General features: G+C 57.0%; 23 protein-coding genes and 1 pseudogene. 17 read left to right on the forward strand and 7 right to left on the reverse strand.

The annotated features are described in order from the left end of the window. Positions 1-8 precede the first annotated feature (8 nt). From ACSQ3H_RS28650 to ACSQ3H_RS28660, 3 genes are all read right to left on the reverse strand, one after another. Positions 9-1529, reverse strand: coding sequence for a sugar ABC transporter ATP-binding protein (locus tag ACSQ3H_RS28650; RefSeq protein WP_436120438.1), 1521 nt, complete (start codon positions 1527-1529; stop codon positions 9-11). Positions 1530-1595: 66 nt separating this feature from the next. Then, complete coding sequence (gene rhaS / locus ACSQ3H_RS28655) at positions 1596-2594, reverse strand: rhamnose ABC transporter substrate-binding protein (protein ID WP_436120439.1); 999 nt, start codon at positions 2592-2594, stop codon at positions 1596-1598. Between the two features lie 50 nt (positions 2595-2644). Continuing rightward, positions 2645-3454, reverse strand: coding sequence for a DeoR/GlpR family DNA-binding transcription regulator (locus tag ACSQ3H_RS28660; protein WP_436120440.1), 810 nt, complete (start codon positions 3452-3454; stop codon positions 2645-2647). Between the two features lie 220 nt (positions 3455-3674). Here ACSQ3H_RS28660 and ACSQ3H_RS28665 point away from each other — a divergent pair, with 220 nt between their 5' ends. The 7 genes from ACSQ3H_RS28665 (at position 3675) to ACSQ3H_RS28695 (ending at position 12384) form a co-directional block, all read left to right on the forward strand. Continuing rightward, complete coding sequence (locus tag ACSQ3H_RS28665) at positions 3675-5771, forward strand: bifunctional rhamnulose-1-phosphate aldolase/short-chain dehydrogenase (protein ID WP_436120441.1); 2097 nt, start codon at positions 3675-3677, stop codon at positions 5769-5771. A gap of 21 nt (positions 5772-5792) precedes the next feature. Next, a complete protein-coding gene (gene rhaI / locus ACSQ3H_RS28670) occupies positions 5793-7085 on the forward strand; it encodes an L-rhamnose catabolism isomerase (protein ID WP_436120442.1) in 1293 nt (430 codons plus the stop codon). 143 nt (positions 7086-7228) lie between these two features. Beyond that, the gene (locus ACSQ3H_RS28675) at positions 7229-8758 is read left to right on the forward strand and encodes an ABC transporter substrate-binding protein (protein WP_436120443.1); all 1530 of its coding nucleotides are present in this window, start codon (positions 7229-7231) and stop codon (positions 8756-8758) included. Positions 8759-8836: 78 nt separating this feature from the next. Further along, on the forward strand, positions 8837-9778 hold the full coding sequence (locus tag ACSQ3H_RS28680) for an ABC transporter permease (RefSeq protein WP_436120444.1): 942 nt from the start codon (positions 8837-8839) through the stop codon (positions 9776-9778). Beyond that, the gene (locus ACSQ3H_RS28685) at positions 9778-10647 is read left to right on the forward strand and encodes an ABC transporter permease (RefSeq protein ID WP_436120445.1); all 870 of its coding nucleotides are present in this window, start codon (positions 9778-9780) and stop codon (positions 10645-10647) included. Before ACSQ3H_RS28680 ends, ACSQ3H_RS28685 begins: the two co-directional genes overlap by 1 nt. Positions 10648-10649: 2 nt before the next feature. Then, on the forward strand, positions 10650-11876 hold the full coding sequence (locus ACSQ3H_RS28690; RefSeq protein ID WP_436120446.1) for an amidohydrolase/deacetylase family metallohydrolase: 1227 nt from the start codon (positions 10650-10652) through the stop codon (positions 11874-11876). Between the two features lie 10 nt (positions 11877-11886). Then, positions 11887-12384 carry a RidA family protein gene (locus tag ACSQ3H_RS28695; protein WP_436120447.1) on the forward strand — a complete coding sequence of 166 codons (498 nt, stop codon included), beginning with the start codon at positions 11887-11889 and terminating at the stop codon, positions 12382-12384. A gap of 2 nt (positions 12385-12386) precedes the next feature. Here ACSQ3H_RS28695 and ACSQ3H_RS28700 read toward each other — a convergent pair whose 3' ends face one another. Next, complete coding sequence (locus ACSQ3H_RS28700) at positions 12387-13220, reverse strand: IclR family transcriptional regulator (RefSeq protein ID WP_436120812.1); 834 nt, start codon at positions 13218-13220, stop codon at positions 12387-12389. A 108-nt stretch (positions 13221-13328) separates the two neighbouring features. Here ACSQ3H_RS28700 and ACSQ3H_RS28705 point away from each other — a divergent pair, with 108 nt between their 5' ends. The 8 genes and pseudogenes from ACSQ3H_RS28705 (at position 13329) to ACSQ3H_RS28740 (ending at position 21402) form a co-directional block, all read left to right on the forward strand. Further along, on the forward strand, positions 13329-14525 hold the full coding sequence (locus tag ACSQ3H_RS28705) for an aminotransferase class V-fold PLP-dependent enzyme (protein WP_436120813.1): 1197 nt from the start codon (positions 13329-13331) through the stop codon (positions 14523-14525). A gap of 11 nt (positions 14526-14536) precedes the next feature. Next, positions 14537-16351, forward strand: coding sequence for an ABC transporter ATP-binding protein (locus tag ACSQ3H_RS28710; RefSeq protein ID WP_436120448.1), 1815 nt, complete (start codon positions 14537-14539; stop codon positions 16349-16351). A gap of 317 nt (positions 16352-16668) precedes the next feature. Then, a complete protein-coding gene (locus ACSQ3H_RS28715) occupies positions 16669-17859 on the forward strand; it encodes a glycine C-acetyltransferase (protein ID WP_436120449.1) in 1191 nt (396 codons plus the stop codon). A gap of 9 nt (positions 17860-17868) precedes the next feature. Further along, a complete protein-coding gene (gene tdh, locus ACSQ3H_RS28720; protein ID WP_436120450.1) occupies positions 17869-18906 on the forward strand; it encodes an L-threonine 3-dehydrogenase in 1038 nt (345 codons plus the stop codon). Between the two features lie 34 nt (positions 18907-18940). Further along, positions 18941-19201, forward strand: a pseudogene (locus tag ACSQ3H_RS28725) (IS5/IS1182 family transposase); the annotation flags it as partial. A 173-nt stretch (positions 19202-19374) separates the two neighbouring features. Next, positions 19375-19650, forward strand: a complete 276-nt coding sequence (locus ACSQ3H_RS28730; RefSeq protein WP_436120451.1) for a hypothetical protein — start codon at positions 19375-19377, stop codon at positions 19648-19650. Positions 19651-19819: 169 nt separating this feature from the next. Next, positions 19820-20806 (forward strand): plasmid replication protein RepC, encoded by a 987-nt coding sequence (gene repC / locus ACSQ3H_RS28735; RefSeq protein ID WP_436120814.1) that lies wholly within the window; start codon positions 19820-19822, stop codon positions 20804-20806. A gap of 113 nt (positions 20807-20919) precedes the next feature. After that, positions 20920-21402 (forward strand): class I SAM-dependent methyltransferase, encoded by a 483-nt coding sequence (locus tag ACSQ3H_RS28740; RefSeq protein WP_436120452.1) that lies wholly within the window; start codon positions 20920-20922, stop codon positions 21400-21402. On the opposite strand, the gene ACSQ3H_RS28745 is transcribed toward ACSQ3H_RS28740, so the two are convergent. Both ACSQ3H_RS28745 and ACSQ3H_RS28750 read right to left on the reverse strand, forming a co-directional pair. Next, positions 21382-22248 carry an FkbM family methyltransferase gene (locus tag ACSQ3H_RS28745; protein WP_436120453.1) on the reverse strand — a complete coding sequence of 289 codons (867 nt, stop codon included), beginning with the start codon at positions 22246-22248 and terminating at the stop codon, positions 21382-21384. The two genes, ACSQ3H_RS28740 and ACSQ3H_RS28745, sit on opposite strands and share 21 nt — an antisense overlap. Further along, positions 22245-23987, reverse strand: coding sequence for an adenylate/guanylate cyclase domain-containing protein (locus ACSQ3H_RS28750; RefSeq protein WP_436120454.1), 1743 nt, complete (start codon positions 23985-23987; stop codon positions 22245-22247). Before ACSQ3H_RS28750 ends, ACSQ3H_RS28745 begins: the two co-directional genes overlap by 4 nt. 172 nt (positions 23988-24159) lie before the next feature. On the opposite strand from ACSQ3H_RS28750, the gene ACSQ3H_RS28755 reads away from it, so the two are divergent. Then, positions 24160-25254 carry a glycosyltransferase family 4 protein gene (locus ACSQ3H_RS28755; RefSeq protein WP_436120455.1) on the forward strand — a complete coding sequence of 365 codons (1095 nt, stop codon included), beginning with the start codon at positions 24160-24162 and terminating at the stop codon, positions 25252-25254. Further along, positions 25244-26011 (forward strand): polysaccharide deacetylase family protein, encoded by a 768-nt coding sequence (locus tag ACSQ3H_RS28760; RefSeq protein ID WP_436120456.1) that lies wholly within the window; start codon positions 25244-25246, stop codon positions 26009-26011. Before ACSQ3H_RS28755 ends, ACSQ3H_RS28760 begins: the two co-directional genes overlap by 11 nt. On the opposite strand, the gene ACSQ3H_RS28765 is transcribed toward ACSQ3H_RS28760, so the two are convergent. Further along, positions 26008-26838, reverse strand: coding sequence for an MBL fold metallo-hydrolase (locus ACSQ3H_RS28765; protein ID WP_436120457.1), 831 nt, complete (start codon positions 26836-26838; stop codon positions 26008-26010). The two genes, ACSQ3H_RS28760 and ACSQ3H_RS28765, sit on opposite strands and share 4 nt — an antisense overlap. Positions 26839-26969: the final 131 nt, after the last annotated feature.

The following is a 26969-nucleotide window of genomic DNA, read 5'->3' on the forward strand; positions in this document are numbered from 1 at the left end:
CTCAACCTTTACGCATTGCCTGTTGCGGCGCGCACCAGCGTCTCGGCGTTCATGTGCGAGCGCTCGTAGACACCGGCGGACAGGCCTTCGCGCAGCACCAGCACGCGATCCGACATGCCGAGGATTTCCGGCAGTTCCGACGAGACCATGATGATGCTGAGGCCTTCACCGGCGAGCTCGCTGATGAAGGCATGGACCGCAGCCTTTGACCCGATGTCGATGCCCTTGGTCGGCTCGTCCAGAATGAGGATCTTTGGTTGGGTCGCCAACCATTTACCGATGACCACCTTCTGCTGGTTACCGCCCGACAAGGTGCCGACCGGTACGGAAAGGGCAGCAGCACGCAGGTCGAAACGCTCGGCATATTTTCGTGCAAGGGCGAACTCCTCCGCCGCACGCAGGAAACCGGAGCGGGAGGTGCGCGTCAGCGAGGGCAGGGAAATGTTCTGGTAAATCGGCAATTGCAGCACTGCACCATGGCGTCCGCGCTCTTCCGGCACATAGACGATACCGGCCTTAATGGCGTCGCCGGGGGAACGGATAACGATCTCCTTGCCGTCCAGTTTCAGGGTGCCGCCGGATGGCTTTGTTACGCCGAACAGCGACTGGCAGATCTCCGAGCGACCTGCGCCGACGAGACCATAAATGCCGAAAATCTCACCTTTCTTGAGGGCGAAGGTGATATCGCGAAACTCTGTCGGATGCGTGTAGTTCTCGACCGAAAGCACAGTGTCACCGAGCGGGATATCCACTTTCGGAAAGGCATGCTCGATGGAGCGCCCGACCATGAGCTTGACGATTTCATCCTGTCCGACACCGTCAAGCACGCCGCTGCCAACAGCCTTGCCATCACGGAAGACCGCATAATTATCGGCGATCTCATAGACTTCATCGAATTTGTGGCTGATGAACAGGATTGCTTTGCCCTGGGCTTTGAGCCGCTTCACGATCTGGAACAGGTCGTCGACCTCCTTGCGCGACAGAGCGGCGGTCGGCTCGTCCATAATGACGATGCGCGCATCGACGGACAGTGCCCGGGCAATGGCGACAAGATGGCGCTGGGCAATTGAAAGATCTTTCAGTCGCACGCGCGGATCGATATTGCTTTCCAGCGAATGCAGCAGCGCGAGTGCGCGGGCATTGACAGCTTTCCAGTTGACGAAACCAAGCCTGGTTTTCGGCGCATGGCCGAGAAAGATATTCTCGGCGACCGACAATTCGTCGAAAAGCACGGTCTCCTGATGGATCGCCGTGACGCCGAAATCGATCGCATCCTGCGCATTGGCAAACTCTACCGGCTGGCCATCGACATGAATTTCGCCCTCGTCGGATTCGTAGATTCCAGTGAGGATTTTGACGAGGGTCGATTTGCCCGCCCCATTTTCGCCAATCAGCGCTGTCACCCGGCCGGGAAACAGCGAAATGTTGACGTCGTTCAATGCCTTCACGCCAGGAAATGACTTGGAGATGCCACGCATCTCGAGGAGAGGCGTCTCTGACATTGGCTCGGGCAGGGTAATCTTGTTCATCAAATATACCGGAAGGGAAAAAATGCCCGGCAGAAGCTCTGCCGGGCTAGCCACGATACGTCCGGATCAGAAGATCTTGGAGAACTGATCGATGTTCTTGGCGTCGTAAACGAATGGATCAGCCATGGCGGCTTCGCCATTGTCGCCGACCTTGATTTTGCCCATGCGTCCAGCGGCAATTTCGCTGCCGGGAGCACCGTCCGTCTCACCCTTGACCAGGCGATAGGCGATCTGGGTTGCCGAGTAGCCAAGATCGATCGGGTTCCAGATGGCGAATTCCTTGGTCGCACCAGACTTGATCGCGCCCGCCATTTCCGAAGGAAGACCGAGACCCGTCACATAGACGTCGCCGATCTTCTTGGCATCGGCCACGGCCTGCGAGGCGGCAAGGACGCCAACGGTTGTCGGAGCAACGATGACCTTGACGTTGGGCTGCGAGGTCAGCAGGCCCTGCGCTTCGCGGTAGCTCTTGTCGGAAAGATCGTCACCATAGACTGTCGTCACGAGATTGAGGCCTGGAAAATTCGGCAGCTGCTTCTTCATTTCCTCGATCCAGGTGTTCTGGTTGGTCGAGGTTGTCGTTGCGGAAAGAATGGCGAAATCGCCCTTGCCATCTTTCAGGTGGTCGGCGGCGAGCTGCAGGCACATCTTGCCGATCAACTCGTTCGACGATGGGTTGAGATGCATGATACGGCCATCCTTGGCGACGGCTGAATCCCACGAAATGACCTTGATGCCGCGCGCCATGGCCTTCTTCAACGCCGGGACGACCGCGTCGGGATCATTGGCGGAAATCGCGATTGCATTGACGTTTTGCGCGATCAGCGCATTGATGACCTCGATCTGGCCTTCGGCCGTCGTCGATGTCGGGCCGGTATAGATGACTTCGACGCCGCCGAGTTCCTTGGCAGCTTCCTGCGCGCCCTTGTTGGCCGCTTCGAAGAAGCCATTGCCAAGCGATTTGACGACAAGGCCGATTTTGACCGTATCGGCGGCGTGCGCCTGCGATGCGAGCATGGCAAAGGCAAGTGCCGATCCCAATGCGAGTTTCTTCAAAAGTTTCATTGTCTATCCTCCCAGAGATTGAACCATGTTGTTGGTCGACACCGCTTCGATCATGCGACCGAAACGGAATTCCTTGATTTTTCCTGATTGACGTTTGCGATGATGAGCCTAACGCCTGCATCCTCCACCATTTTCCGGTCCGCATCCGAAATGCCGTCATCGGTGATGATGGTGGCAACGCGTTGCAGCGGGCAGAGGATGAGGCTTGAGCGGCGGGCGAATTTGGTTGAATCGACGAGCAGCACCAGTTCATCGGCCTGATTGATCAGTTTCTGCTCGCCCTGGATGATCAGCGCATCGGATTCCATGACGCCAAATGGGCCAACGCCTTGCGAGCCCATGAACATGCGCTTTCCGTAAAAATTACGCGTCACATCATTATCGAACGGCGAAAGAATGATGCTCTGCTCGCGGTAGATCGCGCCGCCCGGCACCGTGACCGAACTCTTGGAGTTCTTGACCAGATGTTCGGCAATGGCGAATGAATTGGTCATCACCTGCAGCCGCCGCGACGCCAGGAAATGCACCATCTGAAAAGTGGTCGTGCCACCATTGATGATGATGGCGTCACCTTCCTCGCACAACGCAACGGCCTCGCGGGCGATGGCGCGTTTCTTGTCGGCGTTTTCCGATTCAGAGACATGGAAATGCCGGCCGGCGAGAGGTGTCAATTGCGGGGGATGCACGGCTTCGGCACCGCCACGCACCCGGCGCAGCTTGCCTTTGACATGGAGCGAGGCAATGTCACGACGGATCGTTGCTTCCGACGCTTCCGTCAGTTCGGCAATGTCCTGAATGGTGATGACCGGCTTTTCCTGAACAGCGCTCAGAATGATCCGGTGGCGCTCACGCTCGTGCATGCTTGTCCTCCTCTTGTGACAATCTATGGCGCAAAAACATCGCGAGTGTCAATCAACTTCAGTCAAATAGTTTCATATTGCACTGCACAACAGTAAGTTTATGATCGAAATTGACCGTTTATGATTGACAACAAAATGCGATCTGCTCCATAGCTAGACGCAAATAGCAGCGGCCGGACGATCTGTCCTGAGCTGGCAATTGACTTTTCGGGAGGCGAATATGGCAGACAAGGTCCAACTTCTGGATAATCGTTGGGATGATCAAAAGGCAGCTGGTCTGGATGAGCCGGGCAAGCTGCTTTATCGTTCCAACCTGCTGGGTGCCGACAAGCGCATCACCAATTACGGTGGCGGCAACACATCCGCGAAAGTGATCGAAACCGATCCGCTGACCGGCAAGCCGGTCGAGGTACTATGGGTCAAGGGATCGGGCGGCGATGTGGGTACGATCAAGCTCGATGGTTTTGCCACGCTCTATATGGAAAAGCTTGAATCGCTGAAATCTATATACAAGGGCGTCGAAGATGAGGACCGCATGGTCGGCTTCCTGCCGCATTGCACCTTCAATCTCAACAACCGCGCCGCCTCCATCGATACACCGCTGCATGGTTTTGTACCGTTCAAGCATGTCGACCACATGCATCCCGATGCGATCATCGCGATTGCCGCGTCGAAAAACTCCCGTGAGCTGACGAAGGAAATCTTCGGCGGCGAAATTGGCTGGCTGCCGTGGCGGCGGCCCGGTTTCCAGCTTGGGCTCGATCTTGGCGCCTATGTGGCTGCCCATCCGAACTCCAAGGGCGTCGTCCTCGAAAGCCATGGTCTCTTCACCTGGGCCAATGACGCCAAGGAATGTTACGAGCTGACGCTTGAGATCATCAACAAGGCGATCGTCTGGTTCGATCAGAAGACCGCAGGTAAATCCGCTTTCGGTGGTGAAGCCACCCGAAGCCTCGATCCATCGGCACGCCGTGCTATCGCGGCAAAATTGATGCCGGAAATCCGCGGCAAGATCGGCGCATCTGAGCGCAAGCTTGGTCACTTCGATGATCAACCGGCCGTGCTCGAATTCGTCAATTCGAACAATTTGCGCCCTCTGGCTGCTCTTGGCACAAGCTGCCCGGACCATTTCCTGCGTACGAAAATCCGGCCGCTTGTGCTCGACTTCGACCTCGCTAATCCGAATGCGGATGCTGTCGTCGCATCGCTCGACAGCGCGCTGGAGGCCTACCGTACCGACTACGCCCGCTACTACAATGACTGCAAGCATGCCAATTCGCCGGCGATGCGCGATCCCAATCCGGTGATTTTCCTCATTCCCGGCGTCGGTATGCTGTCGTTCGCCAAGGACAAGGCGACGGCGCGGATCGCTGGTGAATTCTATGTCAACGCTATCAACGTCATGCGCGGCGCTTCGTCGGTCTCCGAGTATCAGGGGCTGCCCGAACAGGAAGCCTTCGACATCGAATATTGGCTGCTCGAAGAAGCGAAATTGCAGCGCATGCCAAAGCCGAAATCACTGGCTGGCCGCGTTGCTTTCGTTACCGGCGGTGCCGGGGGTATAGGACGCGCGACAGCGGAGCGACTGCTGGGTGAGGGCGCGTGTGTGGTGCTAGCCGACATCGACACTGATGCACTAAACGCGGCCCACGAAAATTTCGCCAAACGCTACACTTCGGATGCGGTGCGCAGCGTCCAGCTGAACGTGACAGATGAGGCAGGCGTCATTGCCAGCTATGCTGAAGCCTCGGTGGAGTTTGGCGGTGTCGATATCCTCGTATCCAATGCGGGTATCGCGTCCTCGGCGCCGATCGAGACGACGGAACTTTCAATGTGGACGCGCAATATCGATATCCTCGCGACTGGCTATTTTCTGGTTTCTCGCGAGGCGTTCCGCTTGTTCCGCCGACAGAAGATTGGGGGTAATGTCGTCTTCGTCGCTTCCAAGAATGGCCTTGCCGCATCGTCCAATGCCAGCGCCTATTGTGCAGCGAAGGCTGCGGAAATCCATCTGGCCCGCTGTCTTGCGCTGGAAGGTGCAGAAGGCGGTATCCGGGTCAATACCGTCAATCCCGACGCAGTTCTGCGCGGCTCAAAAATCTGGAACGGCGAATGGCGCGAACAGCGCGCCGCTTCTTCCAATCTGCAGGTTGACGAGCTCGAGGAGCACTATCGCAAACGTTCGCTGCTGAAGCTCAATGTGCTACCGGAAGACATCGCTGAAGCGGTATATTTTCTCGCCTCGGATTCATCCGCCAAATCGACAGGCAATATTATCAATGTCGACGCAGGTAACGCGCAGAGCTTTACACGATAATATCGGTCTCGGGAGGACATCATGGCTGAACTGCACATTTCCGGCGAACTGATCGCGTCCGAGAACGACCGGGTACTGGCCGCCCACAAGAGCGATTACGAGGCGCTGGGTGCTCATCTCGCACGACGTAACATCGACGTCGACGCGGTCACCGATAAGGTTGCGGACTTCTTTGTCGCCGTGCCCTCCTGGGGCGTTGGCACAGGTGGGACACGCTTTGCGCGCTTTCCCGGATCGGGCGAGCCGCGCGGTATCTTCGACAAGCTCGACGATTGCGCGGTGATCCAGCAATTGACACGGACAACACCGAATGTCTCTCTGCACATCCCATGGGACAAGGCGGATCCGAAACATCTGAAGGCTCATGCGGATGCGCACGGCCTTGGTTTCGATGCAATGAATTCCAATACGTTCTCCGATGCGCCGGATCAGGCGCATTCCTATAAATACGGATCGCTCAGCCATGTGAATGCGGCGACGCGCGCGCAGGCGATCGAACATAACATCGAATGCATCGAGATTGGTCGGGCGATTGGTTCGAAAGCCCTGACCGTGTGGATTGGCGACGGTTCCAATTTCCCGGGACAGAGCAATTTCGCCAAATCCTTCGAGCGTTATCTCGGATCAATGGCTGAGATTTACAAAGCGCTGCCCGATGATTGGCGTATCTTCTCCGAACACAAGATGTATGAGCCGGCTTTCTATTCGACAGTGGTGCAGGACTGGGGAACGAATTATCTGATCGCGCAGACATTGGGCCCGAAAGCTTATTGTCTGGTCGATCTCGGCCACCATGCCCCGAACACCAATATCGAGATGATCGTTTCGCGGCTGATCCAGTTCAAGAAACTTGGCGGCTTCCATTTCAACGATTCCAAATATGGCGATGACGATCTCGACGCGGGTTCGATCGATCCTTACCGGCTATTCCTGGTCTTCAACGAACTTGTCGATGCGGAGGATCGCGGCGTGGACGGGTTCCATCCCGCGCACATGATCGACCAGTCGCACAACGTTACAGATCCGATCGAGAGTTTGATTTCGAGCGCCAATGAAATCCGCCGGGCTTACGCTCAGGCGCTGCTGGTCGATCGAAAGGCCTTGAATGGATATCAGGATGAAAACGATGCGCTGATGGCTTCAGAAACGCTAAAGCGTGCCTATCGCACCGATGTCGAGCCGATCCTGGCCGAGGCGCGCCGCCGGTCGGCTGGAGCGATCGATCCCATCGCCACCTATCGCAAGAGCGGCTATCGCCAATCGATTGGAAAGAAGCGACCGGCGAGTGTCGCTGGGGGCGGGGGTATTATTTAACCAACTGCCCTTCAATGAAAACAAGGGGCTGCGCTTCATCGCGCAGCCCTTTTCTTTTTTGAATTGACAGTCCTGCCAGCATTTGTTCTATTCTACTATAAAACACTATAATCCATTATTGTGGAACAACAAAGGGAACCGTCATGAAATCACTGAAGCTCGCACTCCTTCTTGGTTCAGCGCTGATTGCTCTAAGCTCCTCTGCTTTTGCTCAAGCAAAAGGCGGCGTCATCAATGTCGCCACCATTGGCGAGCCACCCACACTCGATGCCATGGCTTCGACAGCGGATCTCGTCGGCATCGTCTCGCAGCACATTTTCGAGACACTCTACACGTTCGACAAGAATTGGAACGTCACACCACTGCTCGCTGCCAGTCTTCCCGAAGTTTCGACCGATGGCAAAGTCTACACCATAAAGCTTCGCACCGGCGTCAAGTTCCATGACGGCTCGGATATGGATTCAACCGATGTTGTCGCCTCGTTGAAGCGCTGGACTCAAGTCGCCTCACGCGGCAAGCAGACAGCCTCGATGATCACTTCGATCGAAGCCGTCGATCCTGCCACGGTCAAGATCACTCTCAACGCGCCTTATGCCCCGCTCGTTTCGCTGCTGGCTTTCAACAATGCCGCCGCGATCATCCTCCCGAGCGAAAAACAGCAAAACCCGATGACCGATCCGATTGGTACGGGCCCATATATGCTGAAGGAGCGCAAGGCCGACCAGTATATCCAGCTGACACGTTTCGATGGCTACAAGTCACCTGAGGGTGACGAGAACGGCTATGGAGGAGCGCGGCATCAATATCTCGACGAGATCCGCTTCGTTCCTGTGCCGGATGCCAATACACGCGTCGAAGGCGCTGTTTCCGGTCAATTCGATTACGTCGATAGTTTGCCGGTCGAGGCCTATGACCGGTTGAAGGACCAGAAGACGACCGAAGCCGTTTTGCTCAAGCCATTTGGCTGGCCGGTCTTTGTCATGAATACCAGCCAGGGGATCACCAAGAACCAGGATATCAGACTGGCAATCCGCGACTCGCTCAGCATGGAAGACATGATGGCGGCCGCATTTGGCAGTACGGATTTCTATTCGCTCGATCCCTCAATGTACCCTGACGGCTACAGCTGGAAGACGGACGCGGGCACCGAAGGCGCATACAACGTTGCCGACCCGGAAAAGGCTGCCGAGCTGATGAAGAAGGCCGGCTACAATGGTGAGCCAATCCGCATCCTCACCAGCCGCCAATATGAATTCCACTACAAGATGGCGCAGGTTGCGGCCGAATATTTGAAGGCTGCAGGCTTCAAAGTAGATATGCAGGTGGTAGACTGGGCAACGCTGACACAGCGCCGCGCCGACCCGAAGCTGTGGGACATCTATATCAGCCATAGTCCTTTCCTGCCGGAACCCGCCTTGATTGGCGCCATGTCGACCAGCGCGCCCGGCAATTGGGATACGCCCGCCCGCAAGGCCGCGGTCGATGCGTTCAACGCGGAAATCGACCCGAAGAAGCGTGTTGCCCTTTGGGCCGAAGTGCAGAAGGTGATCTATGCCGAAGTCCCGATCATCAAGATTGGCGACTTCAACGCGCTCTCAGCCAAGTCGCCAAAGCTGGAAGGGTTCACGCCGGCGCCGTGGCCCTATTTCTGGAACGTGTCGCTCAAGCAGTGATGTAATCGCGGTCGCGGGCAGGGCTTCCGCCTGCGACCATTCCTCAATACAGCCTGCAAAAGAGAACGATCCGCCCAGATGCTCCGTTACATATTTCAACGCTTTATCGGCATGATCATCGTGATGTTCCTGGTGGTGACGATTGTCTTCATCATCGTTCGCGTCACGCCAGGCGACCCCGCTGCAGTGATGCTTGGACCGGAAGCAACCGCTGCGGATATCGCAGCCCTGCGTCAGCAGCTCGGGCTCGATCAATCCATCCTGCTGCAATATGTCTATTTCATCGGCAATCTGTTCAAGGGCGACCTCGGGCAGTCGATCTTCCTCAACCAGCCGGTACTTGAAGCGCTGGCGCAGCGCGCCGAACCGACCTTCTTTCTCACAATTTTTTCGCTGTTGATTGCAAGCGTCATCGCCATCCCAATCGGCATCTACGCTGCCTATCGCCGTGGATCGTTCTTCGATCAGGCAGCAACGGCTGTGGCGATGCTGGCCGCAAGCATCCCGAGCTTCTGGCTCGGCCTGATCCTCATGCAGATATTCGCCGTACGGTTCGGCCTGTTTCCCGTATCCGGCTACGGCGGCCCTGGTACGTCGCTGTTGGAACGGCTGGGTTATCTGGTGCTGCCGGCATTTGCACTTGGTATCGTCTCTTCGGCACTGATCATGCGCTTCACCCGAGCCTCCATGCTGGATGTCCTCGGCGACGATTACATCCGCACGGCACGCGCCAAGGGCGTCGACGAGCGTCGGGTCGTGTTGAAACATGCCTTCAAGAACGCGCTTATTCCGATCCTCACCGTTCTGGGTCTGACTGCTGCGGTACTAATCTCCGGGGCGGTGGTAACTGAAACCGTGTTCGGTCTTCCCGGCGTCGGCAGTCTCGTCGTGTCTGCTGTCTTGCGGCGCGATTACCCTGTCATCCAGGGAGCGCTGCTCATCATCGCCGCGCTCTACGTTCTCATCAATTTTGCCATCGACATGCTTTACTTGGTCGTCGATCCAAGGGTGCGCTACTGATGACCGAAATCGTAACCAACGCCCCGACGAGCGAACGCTCCAAATTCTTGCGGGTCCTGATCCGGCGCAAAACCGTACTGTTCGGACTGATCGTTCTCGCCATTTTCGTGGTCCTTGCGGTGTTTGCACCGTTGATCACGCCCTATGCGCCAAACAAATTGTCCATCGTCAATCGTCTCAAGCCGCCGGATATGAAATGGTTCTTCGGCACGGACGAGTTCGGCCGCGACGTGTTTTCGCGCACGATCTTCTCGGCGCGGCTGTCGCTACTGGTGGGATTTGCCGTGGTGGTATTGGCGTCGCTGATTGGCGTGACCCTCGGCATCCTCGCGGGATTTTTCCAGAAGCTCGATGCGCCGATTACCCGGCTTATCGATGCGATGATGGCCTTTCCGGACATCCTGCTGGCGATCGCGCTGGTAGCAGCACTCGGGCCATCGCTCACCACAGTCATCGTCGCGCTCAGTATCGTCTATGCACCGCGGCTCGCTCGTATCGTTCGCGCTTCGACGCTCGTTATTCGCGAACTGCCCTATGTGGAGGCGGCGACATCGCTCGGTATTTCGACGCCGCATATCATGACGCGGCATATCCTGCGCAACCTGCTCTCGCCGATTCTTGTACAGGGCACATTCCTTTTCGCCAATGCCATGCTGGCAGAGGCGGGCCTGTCCTTTCTCGGGCTCGGTGTCAGCCCGGAAGTACCGACATGGGGGACGATGATCGCTTCCGGCCGTCAATATATCGGCAAGGCCGACTGGATGACGCTGTTTCCGGGCATTGCCATCGTGCTTGCCGTTCTTTCCCTGCAGATGGTCGGCGACGGCTTCCGCGACCTTCTCGACCCCCGCCTCAGAAAGGATCTCTGATCATGTCTGCATCTTCTGCAACCGCCGGTTCTTCAATGGAAGGGCGCTTGCTGCTGACCAATGTCAAACCGGTTTCATTCGGACCGAACACGCCTTTATCCAGCATCGATATTCTGATCGATGCTTATGGCAAGGTGGCCGAGTTTGGTCCGTCGCTGAGCGTTCAGGGCGATATACGTCGGGTTGACGGCAAGGGCGCATGGATTTCTCCCGGATGGGTCGATCTGCACACGCATATCTGGCATGGCGGCACGGATATTTCCGTACGCCCGCAACTGTGCGGCGCCGAACGCGGTGTCACCACCATCGTCGATGCTGGTTCGGCAGGCGAAGCCAACTTCCATGGGTTTCGCGAATATATCATCGATCCGGCGCGCGAACGTATCAAAGCCTTTCTCAATCTGGGCTCAATTGGCTTGGTGGCCTGCAACCGGGTCAGTGAACTCAGCGATATCCGCTCGATCGATATCGATCGCACCGTTGCCTGTGTCAACGAGAACCGCGATCACATCGTCGGGCTGAAAGTGCGTGCCAGCCACGTCATTACCGGCTCCTGGGGTGTTACACCGGTCAAAGTCGGCAAGAAGCTCGCCAAAATTCTGAAGATACCGATGATGGTGCATGTTGGCGAACCGCCGGCGCTTTACGACGAAGTGCTGGAAATCCTCGGACCCGGCGACATCATCACGCACTGCTTCAACGGCAAGGTCGGCAGCAGCATCATCGAGGACGATGATCTGTTCGAACTGGCGGCGCGTTGCGCAGGCGAGGGGATACGTCTCGATATCGGCCACGGCGGCGCGTCGTTCTCATTCCGCGTGGCGGAAGTCGCGATCCAGCGTGGTCTTTTGCCATTCTCGATCTCGACCGATATTCATCTGCGCAGCCTGAATTTCGCCGTGTGGGACTTGGGCACCACGATGTCCAAGCTTTTGAGTGTCGGCATGCCGTTCGACAAGGTGGTCGAAGCGGTAACGATCTCACCGGCATCGGCGATTAACCTGCCGACAGAGAACCTACTTTCGGTCGGCACACGTGCAGATTTCACCATCTTTGAACTCGTCGATTCCGATCTCACAGTCATCGACTCGATGGGCTACGAAGCGAGGCTCGACAAGCTGTTCGAGCCGCGCTGGGCAGTGCTTGGCAATGAACCGATCGCCGCCAGTCGCTATCAGCCGGTAAAGCCTGAAACATCCGGCGCTATCGCGCCCTATTCATACCGTTAAGGAACAAGCCTTGAGTCACCTATCAAGCCCGGCAATCAATGCCGACGTTTCCCCCTATGATCGTCTCAAGGAGCTGGGCATTGTTCTTCCCCCAGCGCCAAGCCCGATCGCGAACTTCGTTACCCATATTCAGGAGGGCAACATGCTGTACCTGTCAGGGCAGGGGCCGCGCGAGGATGACGGGTACATGCATACCGGCAAGGTCGGAGGTGATGTGAGCGTGGAGGAGGCTTACAAGCACGCGCGCTTGACCGGCATCAATCTCCTCGCGGTCATGCATTCGGCACTTGGAGATTTGCGGCGGGTGAAACGCGTGGTGAAGCTGCTCGGCATGGTCAATGCCGTGCCGGATTTTGCCGACCACCCGTCTGTCATCAATGGGTGTTCCGACCTGCTGATCGATGTATTTGGTGAAGCCGGCAACCATGCGCGCTCAGCCGTTGGCTTCAGCTCGCTGCCCGGCAATATCACCGTGGAAATTGAGGCAATTGTAGCCCTGAAGGATTGAGGTCAGGAATGACTGCGCCAGCCCATCACTGTTTCAATCCGCTCCGCCGAAGACTTGACTTCGGCCGTGTAGCGCTCGGGATTGTCGGTGATCTTCTGTTCAGGCAGAACGATGGAAATGGTCGCGACGCAGATGCCTTTGTCGTCGCAGATGGGCGAGGCTACGCAGGCAACGGCATAATCGGATTCGCCCGCCTGAATCGAAATGCGTGCCTGCAAGGCTTGCCTGGCCGACTCCGACAAAACGGCCGGATCGATCACGGCACGGCCGGTCGGCGAGGATTTCGCGCAATGTTCGAACAGGTCCAGTCGTTCCTGTTCCGGCAGATGACCGACCAAAAGGCGCCCCGAGGCGGTCCAGTTGAGCGGCACACGGGTGCCGACGCGAGACGTCACCTGGAAATGGCCGGGACCATCGGCCATGGCCAGTACCATCATATGATCGCCGTCACGCCCGCACACCTGCACCGTCTCACCCGAAACACGGCTCAGACTGTGCATTTCGTGATTGGCGACATTGAGAAAATCCAGCGAGCGCGCATAAGCAAGGCCGTAGTGATAAAGCCGCGCGCCAAGCCAGACCGTACTGTCACTGTTGCGCGAAAGCAGGTTCTTCTCCACGAGATCGTCGATGATCACATAGACGGTGGAAAGCGGCGCTCCAATCGCCTTGGCTATGGCATAGACACCAGCCGGACTTCCAGTCTCATACAGATAATCGAGAACCTGCAGGGCGCGATCGATGCCGCTGACGCGCGAGCGGCGGGCGGTCGCCTCGCCAGCTTTCTGAAGGCCACGAGGTGCGTCCATGTCTGATGTCTTTGCGTCCACTTTCAGGCTCCTGGCACGATCAGTAAAGTCTCTCGACTCTTTATTACATTATAACGGCATATATGCCAAGCAAACGGAATACTCTTCAAGGAGAATAGCATGACCGACTCTCATATGCCGCCCGATATACGCCAGTCGCTTGGACTGAGGCCTGTGATTAACGTTTCCGGGACGATGACATCGCTCGGCGCGTCAATTGTGGTGCCTGAGGCGGTTGCCGCTATGAGTGCCATACTCCCGCAATTCGTGGAAATCAACGATCTGCATAAGATGGCGAGCCCGGTGATCGCACGCCTGACCGGCGGCGAGGCAGGTTTTGTCACCGCCTCCTGTTCCGCCGGCATAAGCCTTGCCGTTGCCGCAACGATGACAGGCAACGATCTGGCCGCCATCGAGCGCCTGCCAGATGCGACGGGCTTGAAGGACGAAGTTATCATCCAGACCGGCCATGTGGTCAGCTACGGCGCTCCTGTAGATCAGGGTATCCGGCTTGCGGGAGCAAAGGCTGTGCTCATCGGTCAGGCTACATCATGCTATCCGTATCACCTGGATGGGGCCATCAATGAGCGTACGGCAGCGGCAGTCTTTGTCGTCTCGCACCACACAGTCCAGTATGGCCTGATCGCCCTGAAGAAGTTTGCCGAGGTTTGCCACGCTCGTGGCGTTCCGGTCATCGTTGACGCCGCATCGGAATATGATCTGAAAATCTTCCTCGCCCAAGGTGCCGATATCGCGCTCTATTCGTCGCATAAATTTCTTGGCGGCCCAACCGGTGGAATCGTTGCCGGACGCAAGGATTTGGTGCGCAGCGCCTTCCTGCAGAACATGGGTATCGGCCGAGGCATGAAACTCGGTAAGGAGAGCATCCTTGGCACTATCGCGGCACTCGAAGCCTGGGAAAAGCGCGACCATGCCGGTATCCGCGAAAAGGAAACCGGTTATCTCAATTTGTGGAAGCAGACGCTGACCGGCAAGCCCGGCGTCACCGCCGAGATCGAGCCGGACCCAACGCACAATCCGCTGGACCGTTTACGGGTGACCGTGAACCCGCAGGAAGCGCATATCACCGCGTGGGACCTAGCCGATGCACTGGCGCGCGGCGCACACCCGATCATCGTCCGCGATCACGAAGCCGAGCATGGTTTCTTCTACATGGATCCCTGCAATCTGCATCCAGGCGAGGAGAAGATCGTGGCGAGCCGTCTCGAAGAGGAACTCGGCAAGGCACGTGCCTCCAATGAGGTCATCGCAACGCCATTCGAAGAACGCTACGCCCGCCGCATCGCCGGCCTGATGCGCTGGCCGGACTAAGAGGATAGCTCATGGAAAAGCCCATCGCCCCAGTCCTGTCGGTTTCGAACCTGACTACATCCTTTCTGGCGGACGGTCGGTGGCGACCAGTCGTCCGCAACGTCTCGTTCGATGTTGGTCCCGGCGAAACTGTGGCGATTGTCGGCGAGTCCGGGTCGGGCAAGAGCGTCACCTCGCTTTCGATCATGCGGCTCCTGCAGAAGGACAAGAGCCGCATCGAGGGCAAGATCATCCTGGGCGGCAAGGATATTCTCGCTCTGCCGGAAAAGCAGATGCGCGGCGTCCGTGGCAATGATGTCGCGATGATCTTTCAGGAACCGATGACCAGCCTCAACCCGCTGTTCACAGTGGGGCAGCAAATCAGCGAGGCCCTGCTTTGCCATCACAACATCTCGCGGGCCGAGGCCAAGGCGGAAACCATCCGGTTGTTGGAAAAGGTGCGGATACCCGCGGCGAAATCGCGGTTCAACGAATATCCCCACCGCTTCTCGGGCGGGATGCGCCAGCGCGTGATGATTGCCATGGCACTTGCCAGCAAACCGAAACTGCTGATCGCCGACGAACCAACGACAGCACTGGATGTGACCATTCAAGGCCAGATCCTTGATCTCATCAAACTGCTGCAGGACGAGGAGGGCGCCTCTGTCCTCTTCATCACCCATGACATGGGCGTGGTCGCGGAAATCGCCGACCGGACCGTGGTGATGTATAATGGCGAGGCGGTCGAAACCGGCAAGACCGAGGATATCTTCGCGAGGCCGCAGCATCCGTACACGCGCTCGCTGCTGTCGGCAGTTCCGGTTCTGGGCTCGATGAAAGGACGCGAGCGGCCATTGCGTTTTCCGGTTGTCGACCGCACTACAGGCACATCCGATACGCCCGTTGAAGCTGCCGATACAGTCCAGAAGGAAACACCGCCGCTTCTCGACGTGCGCAATCTTACTACGCGCTTCAACATCCATTCAGGCATGTTCGGGCAGCTCGAAGGCCGGGTGCATGCGGTGGAGAATCTGTCCTTTACTTTGCAGCCCGGCGAGACCCTGTCGCTGGTCGGTGAATCCGGTTGCGGAAAGTCGACGACCGGACGCTCGATCATGCGCCTTGTGCAGGCACAGGGTGGCGAAGTCCTGCTCAATGGCCAGGATGTGCTGACCATGGACCCGAAGCAGCTGCGCGACATGCGCCGGACCATGCAGATGATTTTCCAAGACCCTTTTGCCAGCCTCAATCCGCGCATGACGGTTGGCGCAGCGATTGCCGAACCCTACCTCGAGCACAAGCTCGGAACCCGTGCACAGGCGCGAGACCGCGTTGCCGACCTTTTGGAGCGTGTCGGCCTCACGGCAGAAATGGCGAACCGTTATCCACACGAATTCTCCGGCGGGCAGCGCCAGCGTATCTGTATTGCCCGCGCTCTGGCGCTTTATCCGAAGATCATTGTCGCCGACGAATCCGTCTCGGCACTCGATGTGTCGATCAAGGCGCAGGTCATCAACCTACTGCTCGACCTGCAGGCCAGCCTGAACCTCGCCTATCTGTTCATCTCACACGATATCGCCGTGGTCGAACGGGTCAGTCACCGCATCGCAGTGATGTATCTCGGCGAGATCGTCGAAATCGGACCCCGCGCGGCGATCTTCGAAAACCCGCAGCATCCGTACACGAAAAAGCTGATTTCGGCGGTTCCTGTTCCAGACCCTTCGCGGCGTGGTGTCAAACGGCCTGTCTCCAATGACGAGATCAAAAGCCCCGTCCGGGCTCCGGACTTTGTCGTTCCTGCGCGGCAGTACGCGGAAGTATCCTCAGGGCATCTGGTTCAGCTGTAGCCCAGGCCGCGGTTATGGTGAGGTAAAATAATAGGGGTTTGCGACAAAAAAATATGTTCCGAACAGCCCGACCAAAACAATCGCAGCAAAAAGCAATGTTCGCGCAGCAGCATCAATGGGTATACGTAGTTTCTGGCCTAGCGGCATTCCCTGAAACGCCAGCAACCGCAGGTTTTGAGACGCTCTAAGCGATGAGGTCAGGGTTGTAACATCGTCGCCCTGGCAAGCCGATCAATCCGGGGGCTTGAGACATTCGTCCGATCGTGAGATGACACTGCGATAGTTGCCCCGTTACCAGGTATAGAGCAGGAAATCCCATGACCAAGCCCTTTATCGATCACTTGTCCTCGGAACTCGAGGGGCTGAAACAGTCCGGGCTCTACAAGACTGAGCGTGTCATCACCTCCAAACAAGCCGGGCAGATCATCGTTAATTCCGGCGCAAAGGTCCTGAACTTCTGCGCCAATAACTATCTCGGCCTTGCCAACAACGAAGAACTCGCGGCAGCGGGCAAGGCAGCGCTTGACCGCTATGGCTACGGCATGGCTTCAGTGCGGTTCATCTGCGGCACTCAGGAAGAGCACAAGCAACTCGAAGCGCGCATTTCCAATTTCCTCGGTCTCGAAGATACGATCCTTTATTCCAGCTGTTTCGATGCCAATGGCGGCTTGTTCGAAACCCTGCTCGGCGAGGAAGACGCTATTATTTCCGACGCGCTCAACCATGCCTCGATCATCGATGGCGTGCGTCTCTCCAAAGCCAAGCGTTTCCGCTACGCCAACAACGACATGGCGGCACTGGAAGAAGAATTGAAGAAGGCGGAAGGCAGCCGCTTCAAGATGATCGCAACCGACGGCGTATTCTCGATGGATGGCATCATCGCCAATCTTCAAGGCGTCTGCGACCTCGCGGAAGAATATGGAGCCATGGTCATGGTGGATGACAGCCATGCGGTCGGTTTTGTCGGCAACAACGGTCGCGGTTCCGCCGAACATTGCGGCGTCGAAGGCCGCGTCGATATTATCACCGGCACATTGGGCAAGGCTCTCGGCGGGGCGTCGGGCGGCTATACCTCCGGCAAGCGAGAAGTGGTCGATTGGCTGCGCCAGCGCTCGCGGCCCTATCTTTTTTCTAACACCCTCGCTCCCGTCATTGCTGCTGCATCGCTGAAAGTGTTCGATCTGATTGACCAAGGCGCGGAACTGCGTGCGCGGCTCAGTGCCAACGCCGCGCATTTCCGCCGCGACATGACAAAGCTCGGCTTCAAATTGGCCGGTGCCGATCACCCGATTATTCCTGTTATGCTCGGCGAAGCGACGCTGGCACAGGAAATGGCATCGCGGATGCTTGAGAAGGGCGTCTATGTCATTGGTTTTGCATTCCCGGTCGTACCCAAAGGCCAAGCTCGCATCCGTACGCAAATGTCCGCCGCCCACACGTCCGAAGATGTCGGCCGCGCGATCGAGGTCTTTGCCGAAGTCGGGCGTGATCTCGGCATCATAAAATAGGATAAAACCATGTCGAACATGATGAAGGCACTGGTCAAGGCCAAGGCAGAACCGGGCATCTGGATGGAACGCGTTCCCGTTCCAGAACCTGGTCCAAACGACGTGCTGATCCGGGTCAGGAAATCAGCGATCTGCGGCACTGACGTGCATATCTACAACTGGGACAAGTGGGCGCAAGCAACGATCCCGGTACCGATGGTCGTCGGACACGAGTTCAGCGGCGAGATTGCCGAGATTGGCTCAGCCGTGACGAAATACAAGGTCGGGCAGCGCGTCTCAGGCGAAGGCCATATCGTCTGCGGTATCTGCCGTAATTGCCGTGCGGGCAGGGGGCACCTCTGCCGCAATACGCTCGGCGTTGGCGTGCACCGGCCCGGTTCCTTCGGCGAATATGTCTGCATTCCGGAAGACAATGTCGTACTCATCCCCGACGATATCTCCGATGAAATCGCTGCGATCTTCGATCCATTCGGTAATGCCGTGCATACGGCTTTGAGCTTCGATCTCGTGGGCGAAGATGTGCTGGTCACCGGCGCGGGGCCTATCGGCATCATGGGTGCTTTGGTTGCAAAGCGATCCGGCGCGCGCAAGGTCGTCATCACCGATATCAATCCGGCACGGCTGGCACTTGCCCGCAAACTCGGCATCGATCACGTTGTCGATGCGTCAACGCAAAATCTCGCCGACGTCATGAAGGACATCGGCATGACCGAAGGTTTCGACGTCGGGCTGGAAATGTCCGGCGCCGCTCCAGCTTTCCGCGATATGATCGACAAGATGAATAATGGCGGCAAGATCGCCATTCTCGGCATTGCGCCGACAGGCTTCGAGATCGACTGGAACAAGGTCATTTTCAAGATGCTCAATCTCAAAGGCATCTATGGCCGCGAGATGTTCGAGACCTGGTACAAGATGATCGCCTTTGTCCAAGGCGGGCTGGATCTGTCCCCGATCATCACGCATCGTCTGCCGATCGATGATTTTCAGGCCGGCTTCGATGCGATGCGCTCCGGCAGTTCAGGCAAGGTGGTCCTGAGCTGGCAGTAGGCAGTCCACAAACCAACTGCGATTTCTTATGCAAGAGGTGGAGCCCTTGCTCAGCCAGATCGATGGCGAGATTGACCAGTTCACAGCCGACGGAGCCTATGATTGCAAGCCGACCTATCAGACGATCCTGCAGCATAGCAGCACCGCGAACATCGTCATTCCGCCTCGTTCAACGGCAATACCAAACAGCGGCACCGGACCGCCTGGTCAACGGGACAAGCACATTACCGCAATAGCAAGCGGCGGTCGGCTGAAATGGCAGGCGGTCACCGGTTATGGCAAGCGTGCGCTGATGCCGGCGCTGTCGGTTCACAAAGGCAATTTGTCGACCATGATCGCTGTCGCCATTCACTGCCGTTGGATTTGATCCAGGCGGTTGGAGCTGCGCCGAAGGTTGGGCGACCGCGCTGGGAGCAGCTGTCGCAACTTCTGCAGGAACCTCCCGGATACTGGAAGGAGCGGGTGGATATGGTGCGCTTCATGCGGCTCGATAGCGATGCGCGATTTGCGCTGCTTTTGAAAAGCCTGACGCCGAAGAGGAAGTCTGGTCCCTATATCTACCCGCTAAAATCCAGGGAAGGCGTGTCCTTCGCCAAGATCGAGCAGAACGACGGCAAGACGAAAGTGATCGTTGACGAGGCAGTAACGCCGGAGTTCGGTCACCATCTGATAACGCATCTGCCGGAAATCTACGCTGCGTATCTTCGCAGTGAAGAGAGTGAACCGCGTATCAGAAAACTCTAACTGGAGAGAGATCACAAAAGAAAAGGCCCCCGAAACAAGTACCGGAAGCCCTCTCAAAGTCTAAGCAGCTTGAGAATCGCACTTCCGAGAATCACTGTCAAGCACTAAGCGTCGTTTCGGCGAGTGGATTTCTTTTGCCTGATTGAAGGTGAAAGCTATGAACAGGGAAATGACAACGACGCCCTTCGGGCGGCGGCCGGTTTCGCATGCCACGCTGGAGGCACAGGCATCAGTGCGCGATTGTCCGGCTACGCAAGTCGCCGGCAAGTGGAAATTGTTCCGCACGATCACCGAGGCGCGCCCGGCTCTCGGTGTGTCTGATCGGTCGTTGGCGGTGCTGCATGCGCTGCTGAGCTTTCATAAACCGTCGCGCCTGCTTCGGGAATGTATCAGCCTGCATCGCCGCGACATTGCCAAGATGATTATTTTTGCGGACGAACAGGAACTGGACGGCCCTTGGGATGCCATCAGCGAGCGTTTTATCCCGCTGGCACGACCGCTGTTGCGTGGCTTTGACCGCTCGGGGCTCGATGCATTGGCCACTACGCTTGATGATTTGCGCTTGGATGTTGAGAAGTTATTGGAAATTCACGCTAATTATAGAAAATCAAACGCCAGTGACGTTCAAAATGAACGGCACATACAGAATCAAAATTCCGACTCTACATCTGATTTTGAACCCGGCTTTAGAAAAGACCAGGGTGCAAATGCCGAGACAAGCTGGAGCAGTGGTAACGAAGCTGAAACCAGAGAACAGATCACTACCGAAACGATTGGCCGATCCGGGCATTCGCCCACTAAATTGCCACCGAAAGCTTTTCCGCTGGGCTTGATCCTGAAGGCTTGCCCGGACATTGTCGATTACGCTCTGCGAGGCATCGAAAGCTGGCCGGACTTGGTGCAGACAGCCAATCTGGTTCGGGTGACACTCGGGATAAGTCCGGATGCATGGAACCAGGCGGTCGAAACGTTTGGTCCCAATGAAGCGGCGATTGTCGTGGCCGCGATCCTGCAAAAAGGCGAAGTCATCACCAGTCCCGGCGGCTACCTCCGGTCGCTTACCGACAAGGCCCGCGCCGGTTCGTTCTCCTCAGGTCCCTTGCTGATGGGATTGTTGAAGGCGAACCAGAAGGCGCATGAGACAAGGGCGGGGTAAAAAATTATGGTTAACAAAAGCTTGATAAGCCCTGCGACACGCCAGCCATCGACCCCGCGTCGATCCGGTGCTAAGCCGAATAGTCTGCACTGGAATCATGGACATCAAATTTTATGAGTCGTCTCGACAGCTTCATCCGCCGCATGACGGCACAGCGCGATGTTCTCAATCACATTTGCGAAAGGGTAAAGGAGTTGGATGGGCCGGTGCTTGAGCTCGGTCTTGGCAATGGTCGCACCTTCGATCATTTGCGTGCCCACTTTCCGGGGCGCAGGATCATCGCCTTCGATAGGGCCGTCGGTTCCCATAAGACCTCGACCCCTGAACCGGAGAATCTGATCGTCGGCGAGATCCGTGAATCAGCGGAACAATTTGCGGGCATCAATGCCGCTCTTGTTCATGTGGATATCGGTACAGGCTATGAGGAGAAGGATGCTATAACCCTGACATGGCTGCCGCAATTGGCGGTAGCGTTGCTTGCCCCGGATGGCATCGTCGCCAGCGGGCTCGAACTGGACCACCCGCAGCTTGAAAGCTTGCCGCTGCCACACAACGTCAAGAAGGGCCGCTACTTCCTATATCGCCGCGTCGAATAGCAGGATGTCGAACTGCCTTTCGTTGATAGGAATTTCCCTGACCTTCGCTGGCGTACTGGTTTCCTCGCGGAAAATCAGGCAATCGTCATAAAATCCTGCAAGATACTGCACGAAAGCGGCCGACTGGTCCGGACCGTAAAATGCTGGCGAGAATTCCATGTAGAGTGGAACCCTGCGGGCGAGCAGAGCTTGCATCGAGTGGCAGGCGAGGGGTTCGTAGCCTTCGATGTCCATCCACACCAGACCAATATCATCGGGATCGGTTCCAGCCTCGGCAAGGATTGAACTCACCGGCTTGACAGGAACGACGATCTTGCAATCGGAGGCATTGTGCCGTCTGGCACTGCTCTTGCCGTGATTGTTCTGATGTTGAAAGAAATCGATCTCGCCTTGGTTCTCGCCAGCGGCGCAGTTGACAAGGGTCACACGATCCCCGAGCCTGTTCTGAGCGACATTGGTGCGAAGCAAATCGAAATTGCGCGGATCAGGTTCAACGCTGATGACGTGGGAAAACGTTTCGTTCAAGGCAAAATAGACTGTCTGGGTGCCGATATTGCCACCGAGTTCGAGCAGCGTGCTGCCCTCGGGTAAAAGCCGGCGCTCTTTCAGAATGCCAATCAACCGATCGACATGATCGCGCTCGAAATGGCCTTTTCGGAAGATTTTCCTGCCTATGTAGTCATGAGGTGAAAAGCTCATGACATGATCGCCGCAATCCACTGTCAGCTTCTGAACGCGAGGGCCGATCGAACTGATCAACAGCTCCCGTCCATAACGCGTGTTGAAAAACCACCGAGCGATGCGGGTTCTGATTCTGTTAAATTGCCGGTTCGATCTTGTTTTCATGCAAACCTGGCGCTCAATTCCTGTGGGATGATATAAACGCGCAGAGGTTCGGCGCGCCCGCGAATGGCGATTTCCTGGCTCTCCAGCTCGTTAGTGTCCGACCCCGCTAAGAGGATGGTCGGTTCCGAAACGACAAGCGTCGAATAGAGCTCCTTGGCGACCGTTTCCAGCCGGCTTGCAACGTTGACCGTATCGCCGATGGCAGTGAGGTTCTTCACATTGCCATATCCCATGGCGCCGACAATGGCTGGACCGCTATGAATGCCGATCGCAACGCGGAGTGGCATCGAGAGTTCCGCCGACAGTTCATCGTTGAGCCGGTTTATCTCGCTGACGATCCTGGCCGCCGCCTTGAGCGCATTGCGGCAGGCATCTTCGGGAGAGCCACTTAGGCCGAAGAGCGCCATGGCGCCATCGCCAATGAATTTATCGAGGCGTCCGTCTGAGCGTTCGACCGCTTGACCGACAATGGCGAAATAACGGTTGAGCAGGAAGACGATATCATAGGGAAGCTGCGCTTCGGTAAGCATGGTGAAGCTGCGGATATCACAAAAGAGAATGACGATTTCCTGTTCCCGACCGGGATTGGTTTGCTGGCTACCTACGGGAAGCGCACCTTCTACGGTTGGTACAAGCAGTGGTACCACGCTGATATCGTTCATCGGCCGCAATTGGCAAGCAAGGCGTACGCCGGGATCTGCGTTGATACGGTTCAGCGTTGTCAGTTCGGTCGATTCAGGTTTCGGAAGCGCTGCCGCACCTTCAACGACCTGAACGCGGCAGGTCGAGCAGCGGCCTTTGCCACCGCACACGGCATAGTGCGGGATTCCCCCGAGGCGGCTCGCTTCAAGCACGCTGAAGCCGCGCGGAACGTGGATGATTTGACCCTCCGGATAGCGGATTTCGATCTGATCGGAGCGTTCGCGCCAGCTGCGGCGTGTGCGCAGGGCAAACACCGTCAGCAACGTGCCGGCAAATCCGCCATAGAGCGCATATTTCGCCATTTGCACCCGTTCCTTGCGGGCTTCGATCGTTCCAAATGAATATGCGGCGTCGTTGCTTTTCGAACCACCGTAGCCGGTGCTTGCCCCTGCCGGGTTGTATCCGCTGCCAAGGCTCGACTGCACTGGCTCGCTGGCGAGAATTCGCCCCGTACTGGCAAAGCCGAGCAGAGCAAGCACCGGCAGGAGAATGGCAAAGGTCAAAAGGAAGGGCGCAGCTTTGTAGTACCAAGGGCGATAGCGTAGCCAGAAATGAACTCCTATGCAGCCATGCATCCAGACCACAACAAGGGCAATTGATTGGCGAAGCCCGTTCATTGGCGAGTTGATCCACAGCGAACGCATGACAGAGGCGTAGATGTCCGGCGTGCCCATGATTTCGGAACTGATGCGTGTCGCAATCACGTGTTCAATGATCAGCAGAGGGATGAGGAGACCAAGGACAATCTGCAGCGCTTCCCGCAGCGGCATAACGAGGGTGCGGCGCTGATAGAGCGAACGCATGACGAGCGTTATGTGAACGAGAACCGAACCATAGAGAAGGGCAGTCCCGACAGGATTGCGCCAGATGGCAGTAAACCACAGCCGCCCTTTTTCTGCGGCATCGAGAGAGATCAGGTTCAGCGCGTGATTGGCGAGATGCAGCGTCACAAAGACGAGCATGATCAGCCCCGAAATCAATCGCGCCCTGCGTAGGGATCGCTCGGAAAAAAGGGGCGTTGTTACGGCTGCTGTCATAAATACCGGATAGATTTCTGCTGGATCAACTTACGCGACGAATGATGATTTGGCGAGATGAACAATGTGTTCGGATTTGGTCGTTAAAGATGGCGAGATAAAGCGGTGCTTGCAATTGTTAGCAAATACCGGAAAGCTTGCCGAACACGCGTGGATTGAACCATAAAGCCCAATGCACATTGCCTTTTACGCTCCCCTCAAATCGCCCAATCATCCGGTTCCTTCGGGGGACCGGCAGATGGCGAGGTTGCTGGTTGCCGCGCTTGGACTGGCGGGGCACAGAGTCGAGGTGGTATCAGAGTTGCGGAGTTTCACGGCAACGCCGGAGCCCGCTAAGCGCCAACAGATTGCAGGATTGGCGCAGCAGGAAGTAGATCGGCTGACCAGACAATGGCGGGACAGTGGAAAACCTGCTCTCTGGTTCTGTTACCATCCCTATTATAAGGCGCCAGATCTGATCGGACCGCCGCTGGCAGCGGCCCTGAACATTCCCTACGTGACTACGGAAGCTTCCTATTCCAGGCGCCGGGACGACAATGGTTGGGCCAGGCTGCAATCCTTCGTGGTGGAAGCGGTACAGCATGCGGCGGTCAATATCTGCTTCACCAGGCGCGATGAGATCGGGCTTGCCAGTCATATCCCTGAGGTGCGGCTGGCGCGACTGCAGCCGTTTATCGACGTTTCAGCGTTTCGCGCTAAGCCGACGGCGCATAGTCCGCATCGGCTGGTGACGGTCGCGATGATGCGGCCAGGCGACAAGCTCGAAAGCTATCGGATGCTCGCCGAGTCATTGGCCTTATTGGCTGATCGACCCTGGAGATTGAGCGTGATCGGCGATGGTCCGGAACGGGAGGCAGTGAAGGCGATGTTCGCAGGGTTTGGCGCCCAGCGGATCGAATGGCTGGGCCAGAAACAAGCGGAAGAGGTTGTAGACCTGCTTTATCAGGGCGGCACCTTTGTCTGGCCGGGAACAGGTGAGGCCTATGGTATTGCCTATCTGGAAGCGCAGGCGGCGGGGTTGCCGGTTGTGGCGCAGAGGGCGGCGGGCGTGCCCGAGGTGGTCAAGGACGGTGTGACAGGCGCGTTGACGGCGGTTGGGGATGCAAGAGCCTTTGCCGATGCCATTGTGGAGATGCTTGGCAATGACGGGCAACGCGTTGCCATGGGGCAGGCGGCGCGACGATTTGTTTTGGAAGAGCGATCGCTCGAAATCGCATCGAAACTGCTGGATCAATTGCTGCGGGAATGTGTGGCATATGACGGATAACGCGGTATGGCAGCCATTGCAGGAGGAGCTCGCGCGCTGGATCAACGCCAACCGAAATGCCCGGTTCTGGCTGCGCGACGATGATGCTGTGAAGCCAACCGCTGCGCTGGAGCGGCTGCTGGCGTTGGGCAGCGAACATGCAGTCCCGCTCACACTTGCCGTAATCCCGGCGCATGCCGAAGCACAGCTTGCCCGGCGATTGGCGCACGAGGACAGCGTGACAGTCGCGGTGCATGGCTGGTCGCACGAAAACCATGCACCGAAGAATGAGAAGAAGCAGGAACTTGGACCGCACCGCGCGCTGAATGTCGTAACGGCTCAATTGAGCGACGGGTGTAAACTGCTTGAAGAACTGTTTCCCAAGCGGTTCGTACCGGTGCTGGTGCCGCCCTGGAACCGTATGGATCCGCTGCTCCCGCCAGAATTGCGTGAGCTTGGCTTTAAGGCGATATCGGTGTTTGGTCCGCCCAAGGCAAAGCACACGGCTTTCCTGCCGGTCATCAACACGCATGTCGATTTGATGGACTGGCACGGCACGCGGGGCTGCCGGGATCATGGAGAACTGGTTGCGGCAATCGTCAAGGAGCTGCAGCAACGCTTCGACGGGAGCGACGAGCCAATCGGTATCCTCACACACCATCTTGTGCATGATGAATCGACCTGGGAGTTTTTGCTGACACTGTTCGCTGTTACCGCGGAAGTACCTGGTGGCCGCTGGATCTCCATTCGAAAACTGCTGGGCGAAAAACTGGTCTAGAGATCGATCACTTGAAAGTCGCGGGCGGCAAAGGCGCCGGCAAAGCGTTCTTTGGACAGGCGCTCGAATTCATCGAGTTCGTCATCCGTGCGGTCCGGCGCATGATGAAACAAAGCCAGTCTGCGGATCTTGGCCGCTTCCGCCAAGAGGACGCCGTGTTGCCATGTCGAATGGCCATAGCCGAAACGCCGCGGCATCTCGTCTTCTGTGTAGGTGCAGTCATAAACGACGAGATCGGCGCCTTTGATGAGCTTCAACACCACCGGATCGAATTTTCCAGCTTCGTGTTCGGTATCGTAGATCAACGCCAGTACGCGGCCGGCAAATTCGACACGGTAGCCGATGCAGCCGCCCGGGTGGTTGAGACTGCCAGTGCGGATGGTGACGCCGTCGTGAGGGGTTAACACATCACCGGAACGGAAATCGCGAAAAGCTAGGCTGGCCTTGCAGATTTCGGGCTCGACGGGAAACCATGGCGGGCGCATGAATTGCTTGACTATTTCACGTGTAGTCATGACCCCGGCCAGATGCCCGGACCAGAGGCGCACATTCATCATCGGATTGTAGAGCGGCATGAAATAGGGGAGGCCAATGATGTGGTCGTAATGGCAATGGGTGTAGAGGATGTCGAGGTGATCAATGCCTTCCAGTGACAAAGCATCACCAGCCTGTCGTATACCGGAACCGGCGTCGAAGATGATACGATGCTTGCCGCATTGGACTTCAATGCATGCGGTATTGCCGCCATACCGCCTGAAATCGGGACCCGATACGGAAACGCTCCCCCGCGTCCCCCAGAATTTCACCCGAAACACTTCGTCGTTCATTATGCTCTTTACACCCAATTCCCCTTTTTCAGGGCATCGTATCCAAACTGCAATCGTTATGCGAGGCTTGGATTTCGATTTATTTATCAGAGGCGCAATAAAAATCTGCCTCAGATCATATGTAAGCGATA

The organism is Phyllobacterium sp. LjRoot231 (assembly GCF_964253365.1).
GTDB lineage: Bacteria > Pseudomonadota > Alphaproteobacteria > Rhizobiales > Rhizobiaceae > Phyllobacterium.